This window comes from Phocaeicola salanitronis DSM 18170 (assembly GCF_000190575.1).
Taxonomy (GTDB): domain Bacteria; phylum Bacteroidota; class Bacteroidia; order Bacteroidales; family Bacteroidaceae; genus Phocaeicola; species Phocaeicola salanitronis.
On record NC_015164.1, the window covers coordinates 3,466,590 to 3,482,307 of the forward strand.

Consider the following 15,718-nt stretch of genomic DNA (forward strand, 5'->3'; position numbering starts at 1 on the left):
TTTTGAAAAGGATAAAAAGATGAGTCGGTTCGGAGAAACATTGATACGTTGGTATCAGGAAAACAAGCGGGATTTGCCTTGGCGGGATACGAAAGACCCTTATAAGATATGGATATCGGAAATCATTCTGCAGCAGACCCGTGTCGCGCAGGGGTATGATTATTATTGCCGGTTTGTCGAGCGTTTCCCCGACGTGTTTTCCCTGGCGCGGGCGGACGAGGACGAGGTGATGAAGTATTGGCAGGGGCTGGGCTATTATTCCCGTGCGCGGAATTTGCATGAGGCGGCCCGCTCGATAGCCGCGCGGGGGGCTTTCCCCGATACGTATGAGGAGGTGCGCGGGCTGAAGGGGGTGGGCGACTATACTGCCGCCGCTATCTGCTCGTTTGCTTACGGCATGCCTTGTGCCGTGGTGGACGGGAATGTATACCGGGTCTTGTCGCGCTGGCTGGGGATAGAAGAGCCGATAGACACGGGGAAGGGGAAGAAGCTGTTTGCGGCGCTGGCAGACGAGCTGCTGGAACGGTCTGCGCCGGCTCTGTACAATCAGGCGATTATGGATTTCGGTGCGGTCCAGTGTGTGCCTTCCTCTCCTTCGTGCCTGCTTTGCCCGTTGGCGGACAGTTGCGCCGCCTTGCAGAAAGGGCTGGTGGCGGCGCTTCCCGTCAAGCGGCATAAGGCGAAGGTGGCGAACCGCTATTTCGTTTATTTTTATGTCCGTGCGGGCGCGTATACCTTTCTTCATAAGCGCGGAGCCGGCGACATTTGGCACAACCTGTATGAATTCCCGCTGGTGGAGGCCGGCAAGGAAGTGGCAGAGGAGGAGGTGCCCGGGCTTCCCGGATACGTCCGGCTGTTCGGAGGATGCGAAGTGCAGTCCGTCCGTACGGTAGCCCGGCAGGTGAAGCATGTCCTGTCGCACCGGGTGATTTACGCCGACTGTTATGAAATCACCCTGGCTGAGGGAGAGATGCCTCAAGGGGCGTTTCAGAAAGTTTTGATGGAGGATGTGCACAAATTTGCGGTCCCGCGCTTGATATCTCGTTTTTTTTCGCTACTTTTGAAACCAAATATTTAAAACGGGAAAGATTATGTCATTGAATAAAGTTCAGTTGATAGGCAATGTGGGAAAAGACCCGGATGTGCGCTATCTGGATAATGGAGTGGCGGTGGCGGCATTCCCGCTTGCCACTACGGAAAGAGGATATACCCTGGCGAACGGCACGCAGGTGCCCGAACGTACGGAATGGCACAACATCGTGTTGTGGCGCGGACTGGCTGAAACGGCAGAGAAATACGTGCACAAAGGCGACAAGCTGTATATAGAAGGGAAAATCCGTTCGCGTTCGTATGACGACCAGAACGGAATCAAACGCTATGTGGTGGAGATTTTCGGCGATAACATGGAAATGCTGACGCCGCGCCCCGTTGCCGGCGGACAGCCCCAGCAGGCGGCTTCCCAGCCACAGCCTTCCGCTCCTGTACAGCCTGCCCGTCAGGCGGATGCCGCAGAGGACCTGCCTTTTTAAGGACTGGGCGTATGAACTTGATGTTTAACTAAATTATAGTATTTTGGACCCTGACTCGTATTTATCTTTTCTTAAAGATTGGTTTGACGGATTAAGTATTGTGCCTCCTTCGGCGGGGGCGGTGACAGCCGTTGTTCTGGCTGTCGTTTTATTGTGTGTGTCCGGACTGGTTTCGGCTTCGGAGATTGCTTTCTTTTCATTGGCGGAAGATGACCTGGACAAGGTAGACGAAGGGAAGTCGGTTGCCGACCGCCGGATTCGGAGCTTATTGGACGATTCCGAACATTTGCTCGCGACGATTCTGATTTCCAACAATGTGGTGAATGTCGCCATCGTCCTCTTGTTTGCCTGTTTCTTTTTCGATGTGGTCCATTGGGCAGGCGGATATGCCGTAGAGTTTGTGTTGCTTGTTGCGGTTCTGGTTTTTCTGTTGTTGCTTTTCGGCGAAATCATGCCCCGCATTTATTCGGCGCAGCATCCGTTGGGCTTTTGCCGGAGGGTTGCCGCGTTGCTTTGTTTCCTGCGTTCGTTGTTCAGGCCTGCTTCCAATGTGTTGGTGCGTTCTGCCTTTTTCGTAACGCGGATGGCGGCGAAGCACAACAAGACCGCCCGCCTTTCGGTAGACGACCTGTCGCAGGCGCTGGAACTGACGGACAAGAACGAGATTTCGGAAGAAAGCGGCATGTTGAAAGGCATCATCCGCTTCGGTGAAGAAACGGCGAAGGAAGTCATGACCTCCCGTCTGGATATGGTGGATTTGGAGATTGGAACTCCTTTTCCGGAAGTGATTCAGTGTGTGGTGGAAAATGCGTATTCGCGCATCCCCGTCTACGAGGAATCCCGCGACCGCATCAAAGGCATCCTCTACATCAAAGACCTGTTGCCTTTCCTCGACAAGGGGGAAGACTTCCGGTGGCAAAACCTGATTCGTCCGGCTTATTTCGTTCCGGAGACGAAGATGATTGACGACCTGCTCCGCGATTTTCAGGCCAATAAGATTCACATCGCGATTGTGGTGGATGAATTTGGAGGCACGTCGGGGCTGGTTACGATGGAAGACATCATCGAGGAGATTGTAGGGGAAATCAACGACGAATACGATGAGGAGGAGCGGAATTATGTGAAGCTTTCGGATAACGTGTATGAGTTCGAAGGAAAGACATTGCTTGCCGACTTCTATAAGATTGTGAACGTAGACCCCGACGAGTTCGAAGACGTGGCAGGCGATGCCGACACGTTGGCGGGGCTTGTGCTGGAGCTGAAAGGCGAGTTCCCGGCATTGCATGAGATTATCCGTTATAAGGATTTTGTGTTCGAGGCGCTCGAAATGGACGCGCACCGCATCGTGAAAGTAAAAGTGACGAAGAAAAATGCCTCTGTTTAGCTGTTGGAAGGACGAAGCGGGCACGTTTGCCATTTGGAAAACGGAAGAATCCAATGAGGCGTTGCGGGCTTCGCTGAAGGGAGCGTTCCCTTACGATGCCGACCTTTCCCGCCTGAAAGCGGAATCGCGGCGCAGCGAGTACCTGGCGGTAAGGGTATTGCTTGCCGAAGTGTGCGGCGAAGAGAAAGCGATTTGCCATGAACCGTCGGGGAAGCCTTTTCTGGCGGATGGAAGTTTCCGTTTGTCCATCTCCCATACCAGGGGCTACGTGGCGGTGGCGCTTCATCCGGAAAGGGAAGTGGGCATAGACATCGAGCAGGTTTCGGAAAGGGTATTGAAAGTGGCAGACCGCTTTATGTGCGGCGAGGAACTGGCAGGGCAGGCGGAAGCGTTGAAGGGCTGTCCGGAAGAGGCGGAACAAGCCGCTTTGTATTACGTGCTGCTGCACTGGTCGGCAAAAGAGACGCTGTATAAGCTGATGGGCGAGGAGGAGGTTGATTTCAGCCGCCATCTCCGCATCTTGCCTTTCCGCCTTCGTCCGGAGGGGCGTTTCAGCGGTTGCGAATGCCGCACCCGACAGGGGATGCGATACGAGATACGCTACATGCTTCATCCGGATTTCGTCTGTACGTGGAGCATGGGCGGTTAACTGTTCATGTAAAATGGATATTCGCAAATCCCATGTAGGGGCGTATTGCATACGCCCGTATACATCAACTTATTCACGCGGACGTTTTTAGGGCGTATGCGATACGCCCCTACATGGGATTTGGCAAAATGAAGACATTATTTAATGTAATATAAAAGACAATGGAAGTAATAAAAACAGGAATAGAGGGCGTGGTTATCATCGAGCCGCGCCTGTTCAGGGACGAACGCGGATATTTCTTCGAAAGCTTCTCGCAAAGGGAGTTTGACGAGAAGGTAGGGCATGTGACATTCGTGCAAGACAACGAAAGCATGTCTTCATACGGCGTGATGAGGGGGCTGCATTTCCAGCGTCCGCCATTTACGCAGGCGAAACTGGTGAGGTGCGTAAAAGGGGCGGTGCTCGATGTGGCAGTAGACATACGCAAGGGTTCGCCGACATACGGGAAGCATGTAGCGGTGGAGCTGACCGAAGACAATCACCGGCAGTTCTTCATCCCCAAGGGCTTTGCCCATGGCTTTGCGGTGTTGAGCGAGACAGCCGTGTTCCAGTATAAATGCGACGAATTCTATCATCCGGAAGCGGAAGGCGGAATCAGCATCCTCGACAAGGAGCTGGGCATCGACTGGCGCATCCCGGCAGACGGCGCGATATTGAGCGGAAAAGATACCGCGCATCCCCTGCTGAAAGATTTTGAAACTCCGTTTGAATAATGTGACAATGTGCTAATGAGTTAATGTGCTAATGAGTTAATGTGTGAATGAGTCAATGTGCTAATGTGCGAATGTGATAATGTGACAATGTTTGTCACGCCGGATTTGCAATCCGGCGTAATCCTTCTTGTGGATTTGCAATCCACATCGTCAGCAATGGTTTCGGATTACAAATCCGATTCGGCTATTACGCCGGATTGCAAATCCGGCGTGACCCCTCTTCATTAACCCATTATCACATTAGCATATTGACTCATTCGCACATTAACTCATTCGCACATTATCACATTATCACATTAACACATTGTCACATTATCACATTAACTCATTCGCACATTAAATTGAAAACCTTATGAATATACTTGTAACAGGCGCAAACGGCCAGCTTGGCAACGAGATGCGCATCATCAGCAAAGATACGGATGACACCTATACGTTTACCGACGTGGTGGAGGCGGAAGGCGTCGAAACGGTGCTTCTCGACATTACCGATGCCGAGGCGGTGAGAAGCATCGTGCGTGAAAAAGGCATACGCTGCATCGTGAATTGTGCAGCCTATACGAATGTGGACAAGGCAGAGACGGATGAGGCTTTATGCCATACGCTCAACGCCGAAGCCCCGAAGATACTCGCCCTTGCCATGAAAGAGGCAAACGGGCTGCTTGTACAGATTTCGACCGACTATGTATTCGGCGGAGACCCTTACAACACGCCGTGCCGTGAAGACCAGAAGGGCACGCCCACCGGTGTGTACGGCAAGACAAAGCTCGAAGGCGAGCGGAACGTGCAGGAGGCAGGGTGCGATTATGTCATCATCCGTACCGCATGGCTTTATTCGGAATTCGGAAAGAATTTTGTGAAGACCATGCTGGGGCTGACGGCTTCGAAGCCGCAACTGAACGTGGTGTTCGACCAGGCAGGGACACCTACTTATGCCTACGACCTTGCCCGGGCAATCCAAACGGTGCTGGCCGATTACGCAGGCGAGAATCCGGAAAACGGGTATTCCAAACGCGGCATTTACCATTTCAGCAACGAAGGCGTATGTTCATGGTACGACTTTACGAAGAAGATAGCGGAACTTGCCGGAAATACGGAGTGCGACATCAGGCCGTGCCATAGCGACGAGTTCCCGAGTCCGGTGAAGCGGCCGGCATATTCTGTGCTCGACAAGACAAAAATCAAGCAGGTTTTTGGCGTGGAGGTGCCTTATTGGACGGATTCGTTGAAAGTCTGCATGAACCGCATGTTCAATTGACAATTGCGATGCCGTTCTGTTTGTTACGCTGGATTTGTAATCCAGCGTAATCAAATTTGCGGATTTATAATCTCATCGTCTGTAGATGTTTCGGATTACAAATCCGATTCTTTCATTACGCCGGATTGCAAATCCGGCGTGACAAAACTTTTTCGTAATCCATTTCTGATTGACTATAATTGTCAATTGTTCTGTTTTTGCAGGGTGAAGACAAATTCCAGCCCTCCGCTCGGGTTGTTTTTGGCGAAGATGGTTCCTCCGTGAAAAAGCACGGCGTTCTTTACGATGGCAAGCCCCAGTCCGGTGCCTCCCAGTTTGCGCGAGCGCCCCTTGTCTACCCGGTAGAAACGTTCGAAGATGCGGTTCAGGTGTTCTTCGGGCACGCCCGTTCCGGTATCCGAGAAGCTGAAGTAATAGAACTTCTCGTCTTCGCGGAAGCAGTTTATTTTTACGGTTACTCCTGTGCCTGCGTATGCGATGGCATTGTCCATCAGGTTGCGGAAGATGGAGTAGAGCAGCGAGCTGTTTCCGTTGATGCTCAGTTCGTCGGGCAGGCGGTTGATGACCGTGATGTGTTTCTCTTCCAGCGCCAACGCCACTTCGTTCAGCATGTTCTTTATCATCAGGCTCAGGTTGATGTGCTCCCTTTCTACCAGGTTGGGCGCCTCGTCCATCCGGGTCAGCACCGAGATGTCGCGCAAGAGGACGGTCAGGCGGTTGCTTTGCGCATAGCTCCTCTCCAGGAAGGTATGCATGGTTTCTTCCGGAAGGTTGGGCGTATTGAGGATGGTTTCCAGATACCCTTGGATGCTGCTTACCGGCGTTTTCAGTTCATGCGCGATGTTTTGCGTGAGCTGGCGTTTCAGGCGCGCCTGTTGTTCCTCTTGGGTAATGTCGATGATGGATATTTCGAACGACAGGTCCTGGAAGATGATGCATTCCACCGAGAACGAGCGCCCGTTTTTGTCTACGTGCAAGGCGAGCCTTTTTTCTTCCTTGCTGAAATTCCCTTCGTTGCGCTTCAGGAATTCCGTAATGGGCTGTAGCTCGGCGATGTTGAACACCTCTTCGGTCGAAGCCAGGTTGTGGTCGGAGATGGTGTTGGCGTATTGCGTGAACAGGTTGTTCACCAGTATTTCTTTCCGCTCGCGTGTGAATACGCCCAGTCCTTCGTGCGAGGTTTGCAGGTGTGATATCAGTTTTTCGCGCTCGATGTACAGTGCTTCCTTCGTGCGGTGCAGGCGCTGGTATATCTTGATGATGTGTTCGGATATTTCTCCCAGCTCGTTTTTAGGGAATGTCTCCGAGGTGTCTATCCGTTCGTTCCGGTCGGCACGCAACGCGAATTGTTGCAGCTTGGCGATGGATGTGCCCAGCTTTTGCGTATAGCGGTAAAACAGGATAATCAGCAGCATGCTGATAGCCAATGTGAACCATACGAATTTCGAGTCGGCTCTCAGGTGCTTGCTCAGGCTTACGTTATAGGGGAGCGCCGAGCGGATGATGAGCCGTTGCGAGGGGTAATAGCGGGCGGAATAGAAGTATTCTCCTCCTTTGATGCTTGCCGAATGGCGGCTGATGTCGTATCCGCTTCCATACATCAGCGCGTCTTGCACCTCTTTCCGCGTCCGGTGGTTTTCGAAACTGCTTACATCGGGCTGTATGTTGTCGTACACCACTTTTCCCTGCGGGGTAATCAGGGTTACGCGCAAGTCGGGAATCATGTGTGTAGACACGTAGTTGTGTAAAGAGTCGGTATTGAGGCCGCCTTTACTTGCGATAAAGTCGTACATCCGGTTGTTGTAATTCTGCAGTTGCATGTTCAGCAAGTCGCTCTTGTACTCCTTTTCCCTGTTATACTGGAATATCAGGAAGCATACCGCAAAGGAGATGAACAACAGGACAACAGACAAAAACAGGCGCTTGCTGAACGGAAGCAGGCGGTATATCAGCTTGGTCATAATGGTTTTTTGAGTTTTTAAGTTTTTGAGTTTTTATACTATGTGCGGTATGAATTTGTGCATTTTGAGGCTGTCTCAAAATAAAAAAGCGACAATCAAAAAGTGATGTCATGCTGAACGTAGTGAAGTATCTCGGATACATCAGCTTACGTTTTCGAGATCCTTCACTGCGTTCAGGATGACAAAATGAAAGCTAATTTCTATTTTGATACACTCTCAAATATTTTTTAAGCTCCCCCCTTCGGGGAAGTTGAGTGGGTTTCTATTCACATTCGAAACAATACCCGTATCCCAGGCGGGTGACGATGTTTTTCCCGTATTCGCCGATTTTCTTGCGCAGGCGGGTGATGTTGACGTCTATCGTGCGGTCGAGCACATATACCTCGTCGTTCCACACCTTCGAGAGAATGTCCTCGCGCGAGAATACCCGTCCCGCATTCTGAAGCAATAGCGACAGGATTTCAAACTCTTTCTTGGTCAGCGAGATTTCTTCTCCCTCGATGGTCACCTTCTTCTGCGGCACGTTGATGACCAGTCCCTTGTATTGCAGCTCTTCACTTTCCTTCCGTTGCAGGTTGGCGGTGCGGCGCAATACGGCTTTTACGCGCATGATGACCTCGCGCAGCGAGAACGGCTTCGAGATATAGTCGTCGGCTCCTAAGTTGAAGCCCGTGATGGTATCGTTTTCCGTGTCTTTGGCGGTGATGAAGATGATGGGGATGTTTACAGTGTCTTTGTTGGCTTTCAGCATGCGCGCCATCTTGAATCCGGAAATTTCGCCCATCATCACGTCCAGCAGCAACAGGTTGTATTGCGTAAGGTCCAGTTTCAGGGCCTCTTCTGCCGAGTTGGCAGTATCGACTTTGTAACCCTCCATTTCGAGGTTGAACTTCAGGATTTCGCACAAATCGTCTTCATCGTCTACTACAAGGATTCGGTATTCGTTCATGGTTCTGTTTTTTTTAGTTAATAATTAATAGTTAATAATTAATAGGGTGTAATGGCGATATTTGCCTTTATTAACTATTAATTGTTAATTATTAATTAATAGAAAATCTGTGTAATCTGTGGTGAAAAATTCACTCGCAAAGATGAGGCTTTCTTGTTTCGGTATTGTGAAATAGGTATTACAATCCGGTTACAAAGTAGGGCGGGTAAACTCTCCGGCGATGGGACGGCTCAGCTCGTTGCGCACCTGTTGCGGGGTAAGCCCGTGCCCTAACAGGAACATCAGTTTGGTGAGCACACTTTCTACAGTCGAGTCGTATCCGCTGATGACGCCCGCGTCCAGCAGGTGCAGGCCGGTTTCGTAGCGTGCCATTTCCACCATGCCTGTAGGGCATTGCGAGATGTTGACGATAATGATGCCGCGCTCCGTAGCTTCTTTCAGCAGGCGGATGAACCAGGGCTTTTGCGGGGCATTGCCCGAGCCGTAGGTCTTCAGCACCACAGCCTTCAGTCCCGGGGTGCGTAAGACACCTTGTACGATGTTTTCCTGTATGCCGGGGAAGATGGTGAGGATGATGACATTGGTGTCGAACACGAAGTGGGGGTGCATCGGCACATCGGGATGCGCTTTGCGGATGCGGTCGTACTCATACTTGATGTGGATGCCTGCCGTAGCGAGCGGGGGATAGTTGTACGAGCGGAAAGCGTTGAAGTTCTCGGCGTTGATTTTCGTTGTGCGGTTTCCGCGCAGCAGCAGGTTTTCGAAGAAGATGCATACTTCGGGCACCACTGCCGTACCGTCGGGATGTTTTGCCGCGGCAATCTCGATAGAGGTTATCAGGTTTTCTTTTCCGTCGGTGCGCAGCACGCCGATGGGCAGCTGGCTTCCTGTCAGGATGACCGGTTTGCTCAGGTTTTCCAGCATGAAGCTCAGTGCCGATGCCGTATATGCCATGGTGTCCGTGCCGTGCAGGATGACGAATCCGTCGAAGTTATCGTAATTGTATTGGATAATCTTGACCAGTTTTGCCCACAGTGCCGGTTCCATGTCCGATGAGTCGATGGGCGGGGTGAACTGGTACGAAGATATCCGGTAGTTGAACCGCCGCAGTTCGGGCACGTTTTCCTGAAGCTGGTCGAAGTTAAAGGCTTCCAAAGCCCCTGTTTCGGGGTTTTCTATCATACCGATGGTTCCGCCGGTATATATAAGGAGTACGGATGGATAGTCGGGCTTAATCATAATTCGTGTCTGTTTTGTGCATGCAAAGGTACGAAATAGCGTGCGAAATCCGAAATGTTTTCTATGATAAATGACAAAATGTTTGCTTCGGGATGAGAAACTGAAAACTCAAACGGGTGCTGTTGTTGCTAATTGATAGCTTATGGCTGGATTTTTCGCGTTTTTGCCCCTGCCGGGGTCGTTTCCAACCACGTTGTCTTCTTGCATTATCATAGTAGAGACGATGTGCACAGACGATGTGCGCATCGTCTCTACGGAAACGGTACGAGGATGAACCGGCGCCGCAATTGTTCATTGTCTATTGAAAATCGCCTCTTTGATCCTTGTAACCGCTTTCAGGGCATCGCCTTGCGCTTCATTGAGCAAGGTGACGAACTTGCTTCCGATGATGCATCCGGCGGCGTGGGCAGAGGCGGCTTCGTAGGTTTGGCGGTTTGAGATGCCGAAGCCTATCATCCGTGGGTTGCGCAGGTTCATCGCCTCGATGCGGCGGAAGTATGCCTGCTTCTGCTCGTTGAAGTCGCGTTGCGCGCCGGTGATGGCGGCAGAAGATACCATATAGATAAAACCTTCGGTATGGCGGTCGATTTCGCGGATGCGTTCTTCGCTGGTTTCGGGGGTAATCAGCATAATGATGCGCAGGTCATAGCGTTCGGCTATGGGACGGTATTCTTCCATGTAGTCTTTGAAAGGAAGGTCGGGGATAATCATTCCGTCTATGCCGCATGCCTGGCAGCTTTGGCAAAAGTTCTCGAATCCGTATTGCATGATGGGGTTGAGGTAGCCCATCAGGATGAGGGGGATGCGTACGTTGCGGCGGATGCCTTCCAATTGGGCGAAAAGGCGGCGTAGGGTCATTCCGCCACGCAGGGCTCGGGTAGCGGCGTCTTGGATGACGGGGCCGTCTGCCATCGGGTCGCTGAAAGGGATGCCGATTTCTATCATATCCACACCTTGCGCTTCGAGGGTGCGGATGACATCGGCGGTGTTGTCGGGTGTGGGACATCCTGCACAGAAATAGATGGAGAGGATGTCGTGTTTCTTTTGTTCGAATAGTTGATTGATACGGTTCATGGTGGTAATAATTAATAATGTGCTAATTAATAATGTGCTAATGTGTCAATGTGATAATGTGTCAATGTGCTAATTCATTCTCTCATTGTCACATTGTTCATTGATACATTGTTTATTCTCTCTATAAATGCCTTCAGCTTTCCGGTATCCTTTACGGCGGGAGCGGTTTCGAAACCGCTGTTCAGGTCGATGCCTGCCCACTGGGGATGATGGAAACGCCGCAATGCTTCGAGGCTTTCGGGGCAGATGCCTCCGCTCAGCAGAAACGGCACGTCGCCGAGATAGAAGCGAAGCAAGGACCAGTCGAACGCCTTGCCTGAGCCTCCGTGTCCGGCACTCGGGGTGTCAAACAGCAGGTAGTCGCACAAGGGAAGGTAAGGAATGGTCTGCTCCAGGTCGGCAGGCGTGCGAGGTGCGAACGCCTTGATGAGGTGGAACCCGTGGCACCGCAGTTCGAGACACAGCTCAGGGCTTTCGGTGCCATGCAGTTGCACGTAGTCGAGGCGCAGGGCTTCGGCACGTGCGGTTATGGTGTCGAAGCCGGCGTTGACGAATACGCCGACGCGTTTGGCGTGGCGGGGCAGATAGGCGGGTGTGTCCGCCACGAAGCGGGGCGAGCGTTCGTAGCAGATGAACCCTATCCAGTCGGCTCCGGTATTTTCTATGGCGCGGATGTTTTCGGGCTCGCGCATGCCGCATACTTTGATTATCATGTTGTTTGTTGTTTGGGCACCACAGATTACACAGATTTAGTAATATGAACGTCCGTATTTTGTCCAATTTGTTTGTAGGGGCGTATTGCATACGCCCTGATAACGTCTTTGTGGGTTAGTTGGCGCATTCGGGCCTATGCGATACGCCCCTACAGCGGATGTGTGCGGAATTCATTTTTAATAAAATTGTCACTGTGGTGAATGGGTTATAATTAATTATTTTAATCTGTGTAATCTGTGGTGAGTAAATCTGCAATAAACCGGCTTAATGCTTCTCCCGGTTCGTCGGTCTTCATGAAGGTTTCGCCGATGAGGAAGCCGTCGAATCCTGCCTCGCGCAACTGAAGGAGGGTATCGGGGCTGGAAATGCCGCTTTCAGAGATTTTCACTATGCCTCGGGGCAATGCCTCGGCAAGCCGGAGCGAATGGGACGCATCGGTGTGGAAGGTGCCCAGGTGTCGGTTGTTGACGCCCACTACGTCGATGTATTCGTTCAAGTAATCCAGCTCTGCTTCGGTATGGATTTCCAGCAAGGTTTCCAGTCCCAGCGCGTGTGCTTCTTTTGCCAGCGTGAGGCACGCTTGGGGGGTAAGTGCAGAGGCTATCAAGAGGACGGCGTCCGCCTGTACTGCCTTTGCCTGCAACAATTGGTATCGGCTGATGATGAAGTCCTTGCGCAGGATGGGCAGGCTGGTCGTAGGACGTGCCGTGCGGATGTCTTTCAAGGTTCCGCCGAAGTATGCCTCATCGGTCAGGATGGAGAGTGCGGCGGCTCCTGCCTGCTGGTATGCGGCAGGTATTTTGCCGGCATCGGCGTCCTGATGAATCCAGCCCTTCGAAGGCGAACGGCGTTTGAACTCGGCGATGATGCCCGTGGGCGATGACTGAAGGCTTGCCTTCAGGCTGCGTGCCGGAACAGGTTCGCCCAGTTGTTTTTCAAGGAAGGCGGCAGATACCACTTTCTCTTGTCCGGCTATCTCGATGCGCTTGTGCGCGATGATTTCTTCTAAAATGTCTTTGCTCATAAGTGGTTGCGTTTGTGTTTGATTCACCACAGGGGACACAGAGTATCACAGAGGAAAAAATTAAAAGGTTCTGTGTTCCCTGTAGTGAAAAATCCATATTTTACTTGTTTATCTCTACGAACTTGCAGAAGGTGCTCCATGCCTTTCCGCTTTCCAACGACTGGCGTGCCAGTGCCACACATTCTTCTATCGGCTTGCCGGGCTCGCGTGCCTGAATGGCGAACGAAGCGTTGATGAGCACACATTCGGTCTGCGCTTTCGTGGCACGGTTGCAGAGCACGTCGTCGAATATTCGGGCGGCTTCCTGCGGGCTTTTCCCTCCCGAAAGTTCTTCCTGGCGGGCAAGCGAGAAGCCTAAGTCTGCCGGGCGGTAAATGGTCTCGTAGCGGTTGGTCATCACCTTGAACTCGTCGGTGAGCGAGATTTCATCGTATCCGTCGAGGTTGTTCACTACGGCGAAACCGATGCCCAGTTGCTGGAGCGTGTTGGTGTAGAGACGCATCTGGGCGAGGTCTGCCACTCCCAATAGCTGGTATGCCGGCTGGCAGGGATTGATGAGCGGTCCCAACAAGTTGAACAGGGTGCGCACCTGCAACGCCTTGCGCACGCCTGCCACGTGTTTCATTGCCGGATTGAAGAGGGGAGCATGGAGGTATGCCATGTGACAGGTCTCAATGGAGCGGCGCAATCGGTCGGGGTCGGTAGTGAACCGCACGCCGTGTTGTTCCATTACGTTGCTGGCTCCGCTCACCGAAGTGGCGCCATAATTGCCGTGCTTGGCTACGGCGTAGCCTGCTCCTGCCACCACGAAGCAGGCGCAAGTGGAGATATTGAAGGTGTTCTTGCCGTCTCCTCCTGTCCCCACGATGTCGATGGGGCTGTAGTCGGAGAAATCGACGGGGATGCGTGTTTCAAGCAATGCCTGGCGGAAGCCGGCAAGTTCGTCTACTTTGATGCCCCTCATCTGGAATACGGTGAGCAGGACGGCTATCTGTGTATCGTTGTATTTGCCTTGTGTGATGCCTTTCATCAGTCCGTATGCTTCGTCGTGCGAAAGCTCTTCGTGGGCAAATAGTCTTGTAAGTATTGCTTTCATATTGAGTGAGGTTTATAGTTCTTGAAACGCAGATTATCGCAGATTAACGCGGATTGAATTTTTATTATAGGGCATATCCGTAGAAATAAATTTTAATCTGCGGAAATCTGCGTTAATCTGAGTTTCACAATATGTTCTGTGACGCTTAGTGCTCCAGCCAGTTTTGCATGATGCGTTTCCCGTCGGGGGTCAGCACCGATTCGGGATGGAACTGGATGCCTCGGATGTCATATTCGCGGTGGCGCAATGCCATGATGTATCCCTCTTTGCTTAGGGCGAGTGTTTCGAGGCAGGAAGGCAAGGTGTCCTTGTCGACTACCCACGAGTGATAACGCCCTACGGGAATCTCACGGGGTAATCCTTGAAAGAGGTAATCGTCGGCGATGAGGTCTACCGGGCTTTGTATGCCATGGAATACGGTGGAAAGGTTTACCAGTTTTCCGCCGAACACTTCGCCGATCGCCTGTTCGCCCAGACAGATGCCCAGTATAGGCTTCTTTCCGGCATAGGAACGGATTACGTCAAGCAATAATCCGGCTTCTTCGGGGATGCCCGGTCCGGGCGAGAGGACTATCTTGTCGTATGCTTCCAAGTCTTCCAACAGGAATTTGTCGTTGCGGAGCACGGTCACTTCGGCTCCCAATTCTTGCAGTATCTGGCTCAGGTTGTAGGTGAACGAGTCGTAGTTGTCTATAATAACGGTTTTCATTTTTTGAGTTCTTAAAGTTTTTCAGCTATCAGGATGGCTTTTTTCAAGGCTCCCAGTTTGTTGTTCACTTCTTGCAGTTCGTTTTCTTCGTTGCTCAGGGCGGTGATGCCTCCGCCTGCCTGGAACCAAAGTTCGTGGTTGCGGCTTACGAAGGTGCGGATGGTGATGGCCTGGTTCAGGGTTCCGTTCAGCCCGATGAAGCCGATGCAGCCTCCGTATGCACCGCGGTTGTGTGGCTCTATCTCGCTGATGAGTTGCATGGCACGTACTTTGGGGGCGCCGCTCAATGTACCTGCCGGAAAGGTGTCGAAGAACGTGCGGATGGGATTGGCGTCGGCGTTCAGTGTGCCGCTTACCCGGCTCACGAGGTGGATAACGTGGCTATAATATTGCGGTTCTTTGTAGAAAGCTACGTGCGTGCCCGTGCAGTTCCGGCTTAGGTCGTTGCGTGCCAGGTCTACCAGCATCACATGTTCGGCGTTCTCTTTCGGGTCGGCAAGCAGGGCTTCGGTCAGCTTTCGGTCGGTTTCCTTGTTTCCGCTCCTTCGGGTGGTGCCGGCAATGGGGTCGATGGTGGCTTGCCCGTCTTCTATCCTGCAATGGGTCTCGGGCGAGGAACCGAAGATGCGGAATCCTCCGAAGTCGAAGTAGAACAGGTAAGGCGAGGGATTGATGCTGCGCAGGGCGCGGTAGAGCTTGAAGTCGTCTCCCTGGAAATACTGGATGAAACGGCGTGAGAGTACGATTTGGAACACATCGCCCCGCAGGCAATGGGCGATTCCCTTGCGGATGTTTGCCTTGTGCGCTTCATCGGTCAGGGTACTGGTGGTTTCCCCTATGGGGTGGAAACCGTAGGTGGTATAATTACGGTCGTGGATGGCACGTTCTATCTCGCCAATGTGGCTCGGCTCGCTTCCGTCGTTCATCTCGATGAGTACCATTTCGCTCTTGAAATCGTTGAATACGATGATGTACTTATACAGGATGTAGAGGATATCGGGTGCATCGTTCTTGGCTTCGGTGCTGTCTTTCACCTCCACAGGTTCGAAATAGCGCACGGCGTTGAACGAGGTATATCCATACACGCCGCAATAGTCGGCATATTCTCCTTTTACCCGGAAGCGGGCAAGGAAGCGGTTCATCACATCCTCCACCGTACATGCTTCGCTGATAGGAGTTTCTTCGCGCGAGTGGTCGGGATAGATAGCGGTAGCTACATCGTGGCTTACGCTGATGCTGGCTATCGGGTTCAGCCCGATGAACGAACGGTTGTTTTCGCTCCCGTGATAGTCGGAGCTTTCCATCAAGGCGCTTTGCGGAAAGAGGTCGCGCACCTTCAGGTAGGTGCTGACTGGTGTATGCAGGTCGCCCAGCAGCACTTTATGATTGGTATGGTAATGGTAGGTCATTTTTTAGTTA

15 protein-coding genes are annotated in these 15,718 nt (G+C 52.1%); 6 read left to right on the forward strand and 9 right to left on the reverse strand.

Features of this window, described 5'->3' with window-relative positions:
• The first annotated feature begins 19 nt into the window (after window positions 1–19).
• The 6 genes from mutY (at window position 20) to rfbD (ending at window position 5,533) form a co-directional block, all read left to right on the forward strand.
• Window positions 20–1,078: an A/G-specific adenine glycosylase gene (mutY, locus tag BACSA_RS14815; protein ID WP_041584063.1), complete on the forward strand. Its 1,059-nt coding sequence runs from the start codon at window positions 20–22 to the stop codon at window positions 1,076–1,078.
• A gap of 13 nt (window positions 1,079–1,091) precedes the next feature.
• On the forward strand, window positions 1,092–1,529 hold the full coding sequence (locus BACSA_RS14820) for a single-stranded DNA-binding protein (protein WP_013618845.1): 438 nt from the start codon (window positions 1,092–1,094) through the stop codon (window positions 1,527–1,529).
• A 43-nt stretch (window positions 1,530–1,572) separates the two neighbouring features.
• A complete protein-coding gene (gldE, locus tag BACSA_RS14825; protein WP_013618846.1) occupies window positions 1,573–2,913 on the forward strand; it encodes a gliding motility-associated protein GldE in 1,341 nt (446 codons plus the stop codon).
• Window positions 2,900–3,562 (forward strand): 4'-phosphopantetheinyl transferase family protein, encoded by a 663-nt coding sequence (locus tag BACSA_RS14830; protein ID WP_013618847.1) that lies wholly within the window; start codon window positions 2,900–2,902, stop codon window positions 3,560–3,562. Before gldE ends, BACSA_RS14830 begins: the two co-directional genes overlap by 14 nt.
• Before the next feature lie 161 nt (window positions 3,563–3,723).
• Window positions 3,724–4,275, forward strand: a complete 552-nt coding sequence (gene rfbC, locus BACSA_RS14835) for a dTDP-4-dehydrorhamnose 3,5-epimerase (RefSeq protein ID WP_013618848.1) — start codon at window positions 3,724–3,726, stop codon at window positions 4,273–4,275.
• 352 nt (window positions 4,276–4,627) lie between these two features.
• On the forward strand, window positions 4,628–5,533 hold the full coding sequence (gene rfbD, locus BACSA_RS14840) for a dTDP-4-dehydrorhamnose reductase (RefSeq protein WP_013618849.1): 906 nt from the start codon (window positions 4,628–4,630) through the stop codon (window positions 5,531–5,533).
• Window positions 5,534–5,715: 182 nt separating this feature from the next.
• Here the strand turns inward: rfbD and BACSA_RS14845 are convergent, their stop codons facing one another.
• The 9 genes from BACSA_RS14845 to BACSA_RS14885 all read right to left on the reverse strand — a co-directional run bounded on the left by BACSA_RS14845 (window position 5,716) and on the right by BACSA_RS14885 (window position 15,708).
• On the reverse strand, window positions 5,716–7,494 hold the full coding sequence (locus BACSA_RS14845; protein ID WP_013618850.1) for a sensor histidine kinase: 1,779 nt from the start codon (window positions 7,492–7,494) through the stop codon (window positions 5,716–5,718).
• 262 nt (window positions 7,495–7,756) lie between these two features.
• Complete coding sequence (locus tag BACSA_RS14850; RefSeq protein WP_013618851.1) at window positions 7,757–8,443, reverse strand: response regulator transcription factor; 687 nt, start codon at window positions 8,441–8,443, stop codon at window positions 7,757–7,759.
• A gap of 189 nt (window positions 8,444–8,632) precedes the next feature.
• Complete coding sequence (locus tag BACSA_RS14855; RefSeq protein WP_013618852.1) at window positions 8,633–9,682, reverse strand: asparaginase; 1,050 nt, start codon at window positions 9,680–9,682, stop codon at window positions 8,633–8,635.
• A gap of 291 nt (window positions 9,683–9,973) precedes the next feature.
• Complete coding sequence (trpA, locus tag BACSA_RS14860; protein ID WP_013618853.1) at window positions 9,974–10,756, reverse strand: tryptophan synthase subunit alpha; 783 nt, start codon at window positions 10,754–10,756, stop codon at window positions 9,974–9,976.
• 74 nt (window positions 10,757–10,830) lie between these two features.
• Window positions 10,831–11,469, reverse strand: a complete 639-nt coding sequence (locus tag BACSA_RS14865) for a phosphoribosylanthranilate isomerase (protein WP_013618854.1) — start codon at window positions 11,467–11,469, stop codon at window positions 10,831–10,833.
• Window positions 11,470–11,690: 221 nt separating this feature from the next.
• Window positions 11,691–12,494 (reverse strand): indole-3-glycerol phosphate synthase TrpC, encoded by an 804-nt coding sequence (gene trpC / locus BACSA_RS14870; RefSeq protein ID WP_013618855.1) that lies wholly within the window; start codon window positions 12,492–12,494, stop codon window positions 11,691–11,693.
• Window positions 12,495–12,594: 100 nt separating this feature from the next.
• Window positions 12,595–13,590: an anthranilate phosphoribosyltransferase gene (trpD, locus tag BACSA_RS14875; protein ID WP_013618856.1), complete on the reverse strand. Its 996-nt coding sequence runs from the start codon at window positions 13,588–13,590 to the stop codon at window positions 12,595–12,597.
• 145 nt (window positions 13,591–13,735) lie between these two features.
• The gene (locus BACSA_RS14880; RefSeq protein WP_013618857.1) at window positions 13,736–14,299 is read right to left on the reverse strand and encodes an anthranilate synthase component II; all 564 of its coding nucleotides are present in this window, start codon (window positions 14,297–14,299) and stop codon (window positions 13,736–13,738) included.
• Window positions 14,300–14,310: 11 nt separating this feature from the next.
• Window positions 14,311–15,708, reverse strand: a complete 1,398-nt coding sequence (locus tag BACSA_RS14885) for an anthranilate synthase component I family protein (RefSeq protein WP_013618858.1) — start codon at window positions 15,706–15,708, stop codon at window positions 14,311–14,313.
• Window positions 15,709–15,718: the final 10 nt, after the last annotated feature.

What these genes read in the sequence shown, in the direction of transcription:
- mutY (WP_041584063.1), top strand. Translation starts at nt 20, where the DNA reads ATGAGTCGGTTCGGAGAAACATTGATACGTTGGTATCAGGAAAACAAG.
- BACSA_RS14820 (WP_013618845.1), top strand. Translation starts at nt 1,092, where the DNA reads ATGTCATTGAATAAAGTTCAGTTGATAGGCAATGTGGGAAAAGACCCG.
- BACSA_RS14830 (WP_013618847.1), top strand. Translation starts at nt 2,900, where the DNA reads ATGCCTCTGTTTAGCTGTTGGAAGGACGAAGCGGGCACGTTTGCCATT.
- rfbC (WP_013618848.1), top strand. Translation starts at nt 3,724, where the DNA reads ATGGAAGTAATAAAAACAGGAATAGAGGGCGTGGTTATCATCGAGCCG.
- rfbD (WP_013618849.1), top strand. Translation starts at nt 4,628, where the DNA reads ATGAATATACTTGTAACAGGCGCAAACGGCCAGCTTGGCAACGAGATG.
- BACSA_RS14845 (WP_013618850.1), bottom strand. Translation starts at nt 7,494, where the DNA reads ATGACCAAGCTGATATACCGCCTGCTTCCGTTCAGCAAGCGCCTGTTT.
- BACSA_RS14850 (WP_013618851.1), bottom strand. Translation starts at nt 8,443, where the DNA reads ATGAACGAATACCGAATCCTTGTAGTAGACGATGAAGACGATTTGTGC.
- BACSA_RS14855 (WP_013618852.1), bottom strand. Translation starts at nt 9,682, where the DNA reads ATGATTAAGCCCGACTATCCATCCGTACTCCTTATATATACCGGCGGA.
- trpA (WP_013618853.1), bottom strand. Translation starts at nt 10,756, where the DNA reads ATGAACCGTATCAATCAACTATTCGAACAAAAGAAACACGACATCCTC.
- BACSA_RS14865 (WP_013618854.1), bottom strand. Translation starts at nt 11,469, where the DNA reads ATGATAATCAAAGTATGCGGCATGCGCGAGCCCGAAAACATCCGCGCC.
- trpC (WP_013618855.1), bottom strand. Translation starts at nt 12,494, where the DNA reads ATGAGCAAAGACATTTTAGAAGAAATCATCGCGCACAAGCGCATCGAG.
- trpD (WP_013618856.1), bottom strand. Translation starts at nt 13,590, where the DNA reads ATGAAAGCAATACTTACAAGACTATTTGCCCACGAAGAGCTTTCGCAC.
- BACSA_RS14880 (WP_013618857.1), bottom strand. Translation starts at nt 14,299, where the DNA reads ATGAAAACCGTTATTATAGACAACTACGACTCGTTCACCTACAACCTG.
- BACSA_RS14885 (WP_013618858.1), bottom strand. Translation starts at nt 15,708, where the DNA reads ATGACCTACCATTACCATACCAATCATAAAGTGCTGCTGGGCGACCTG.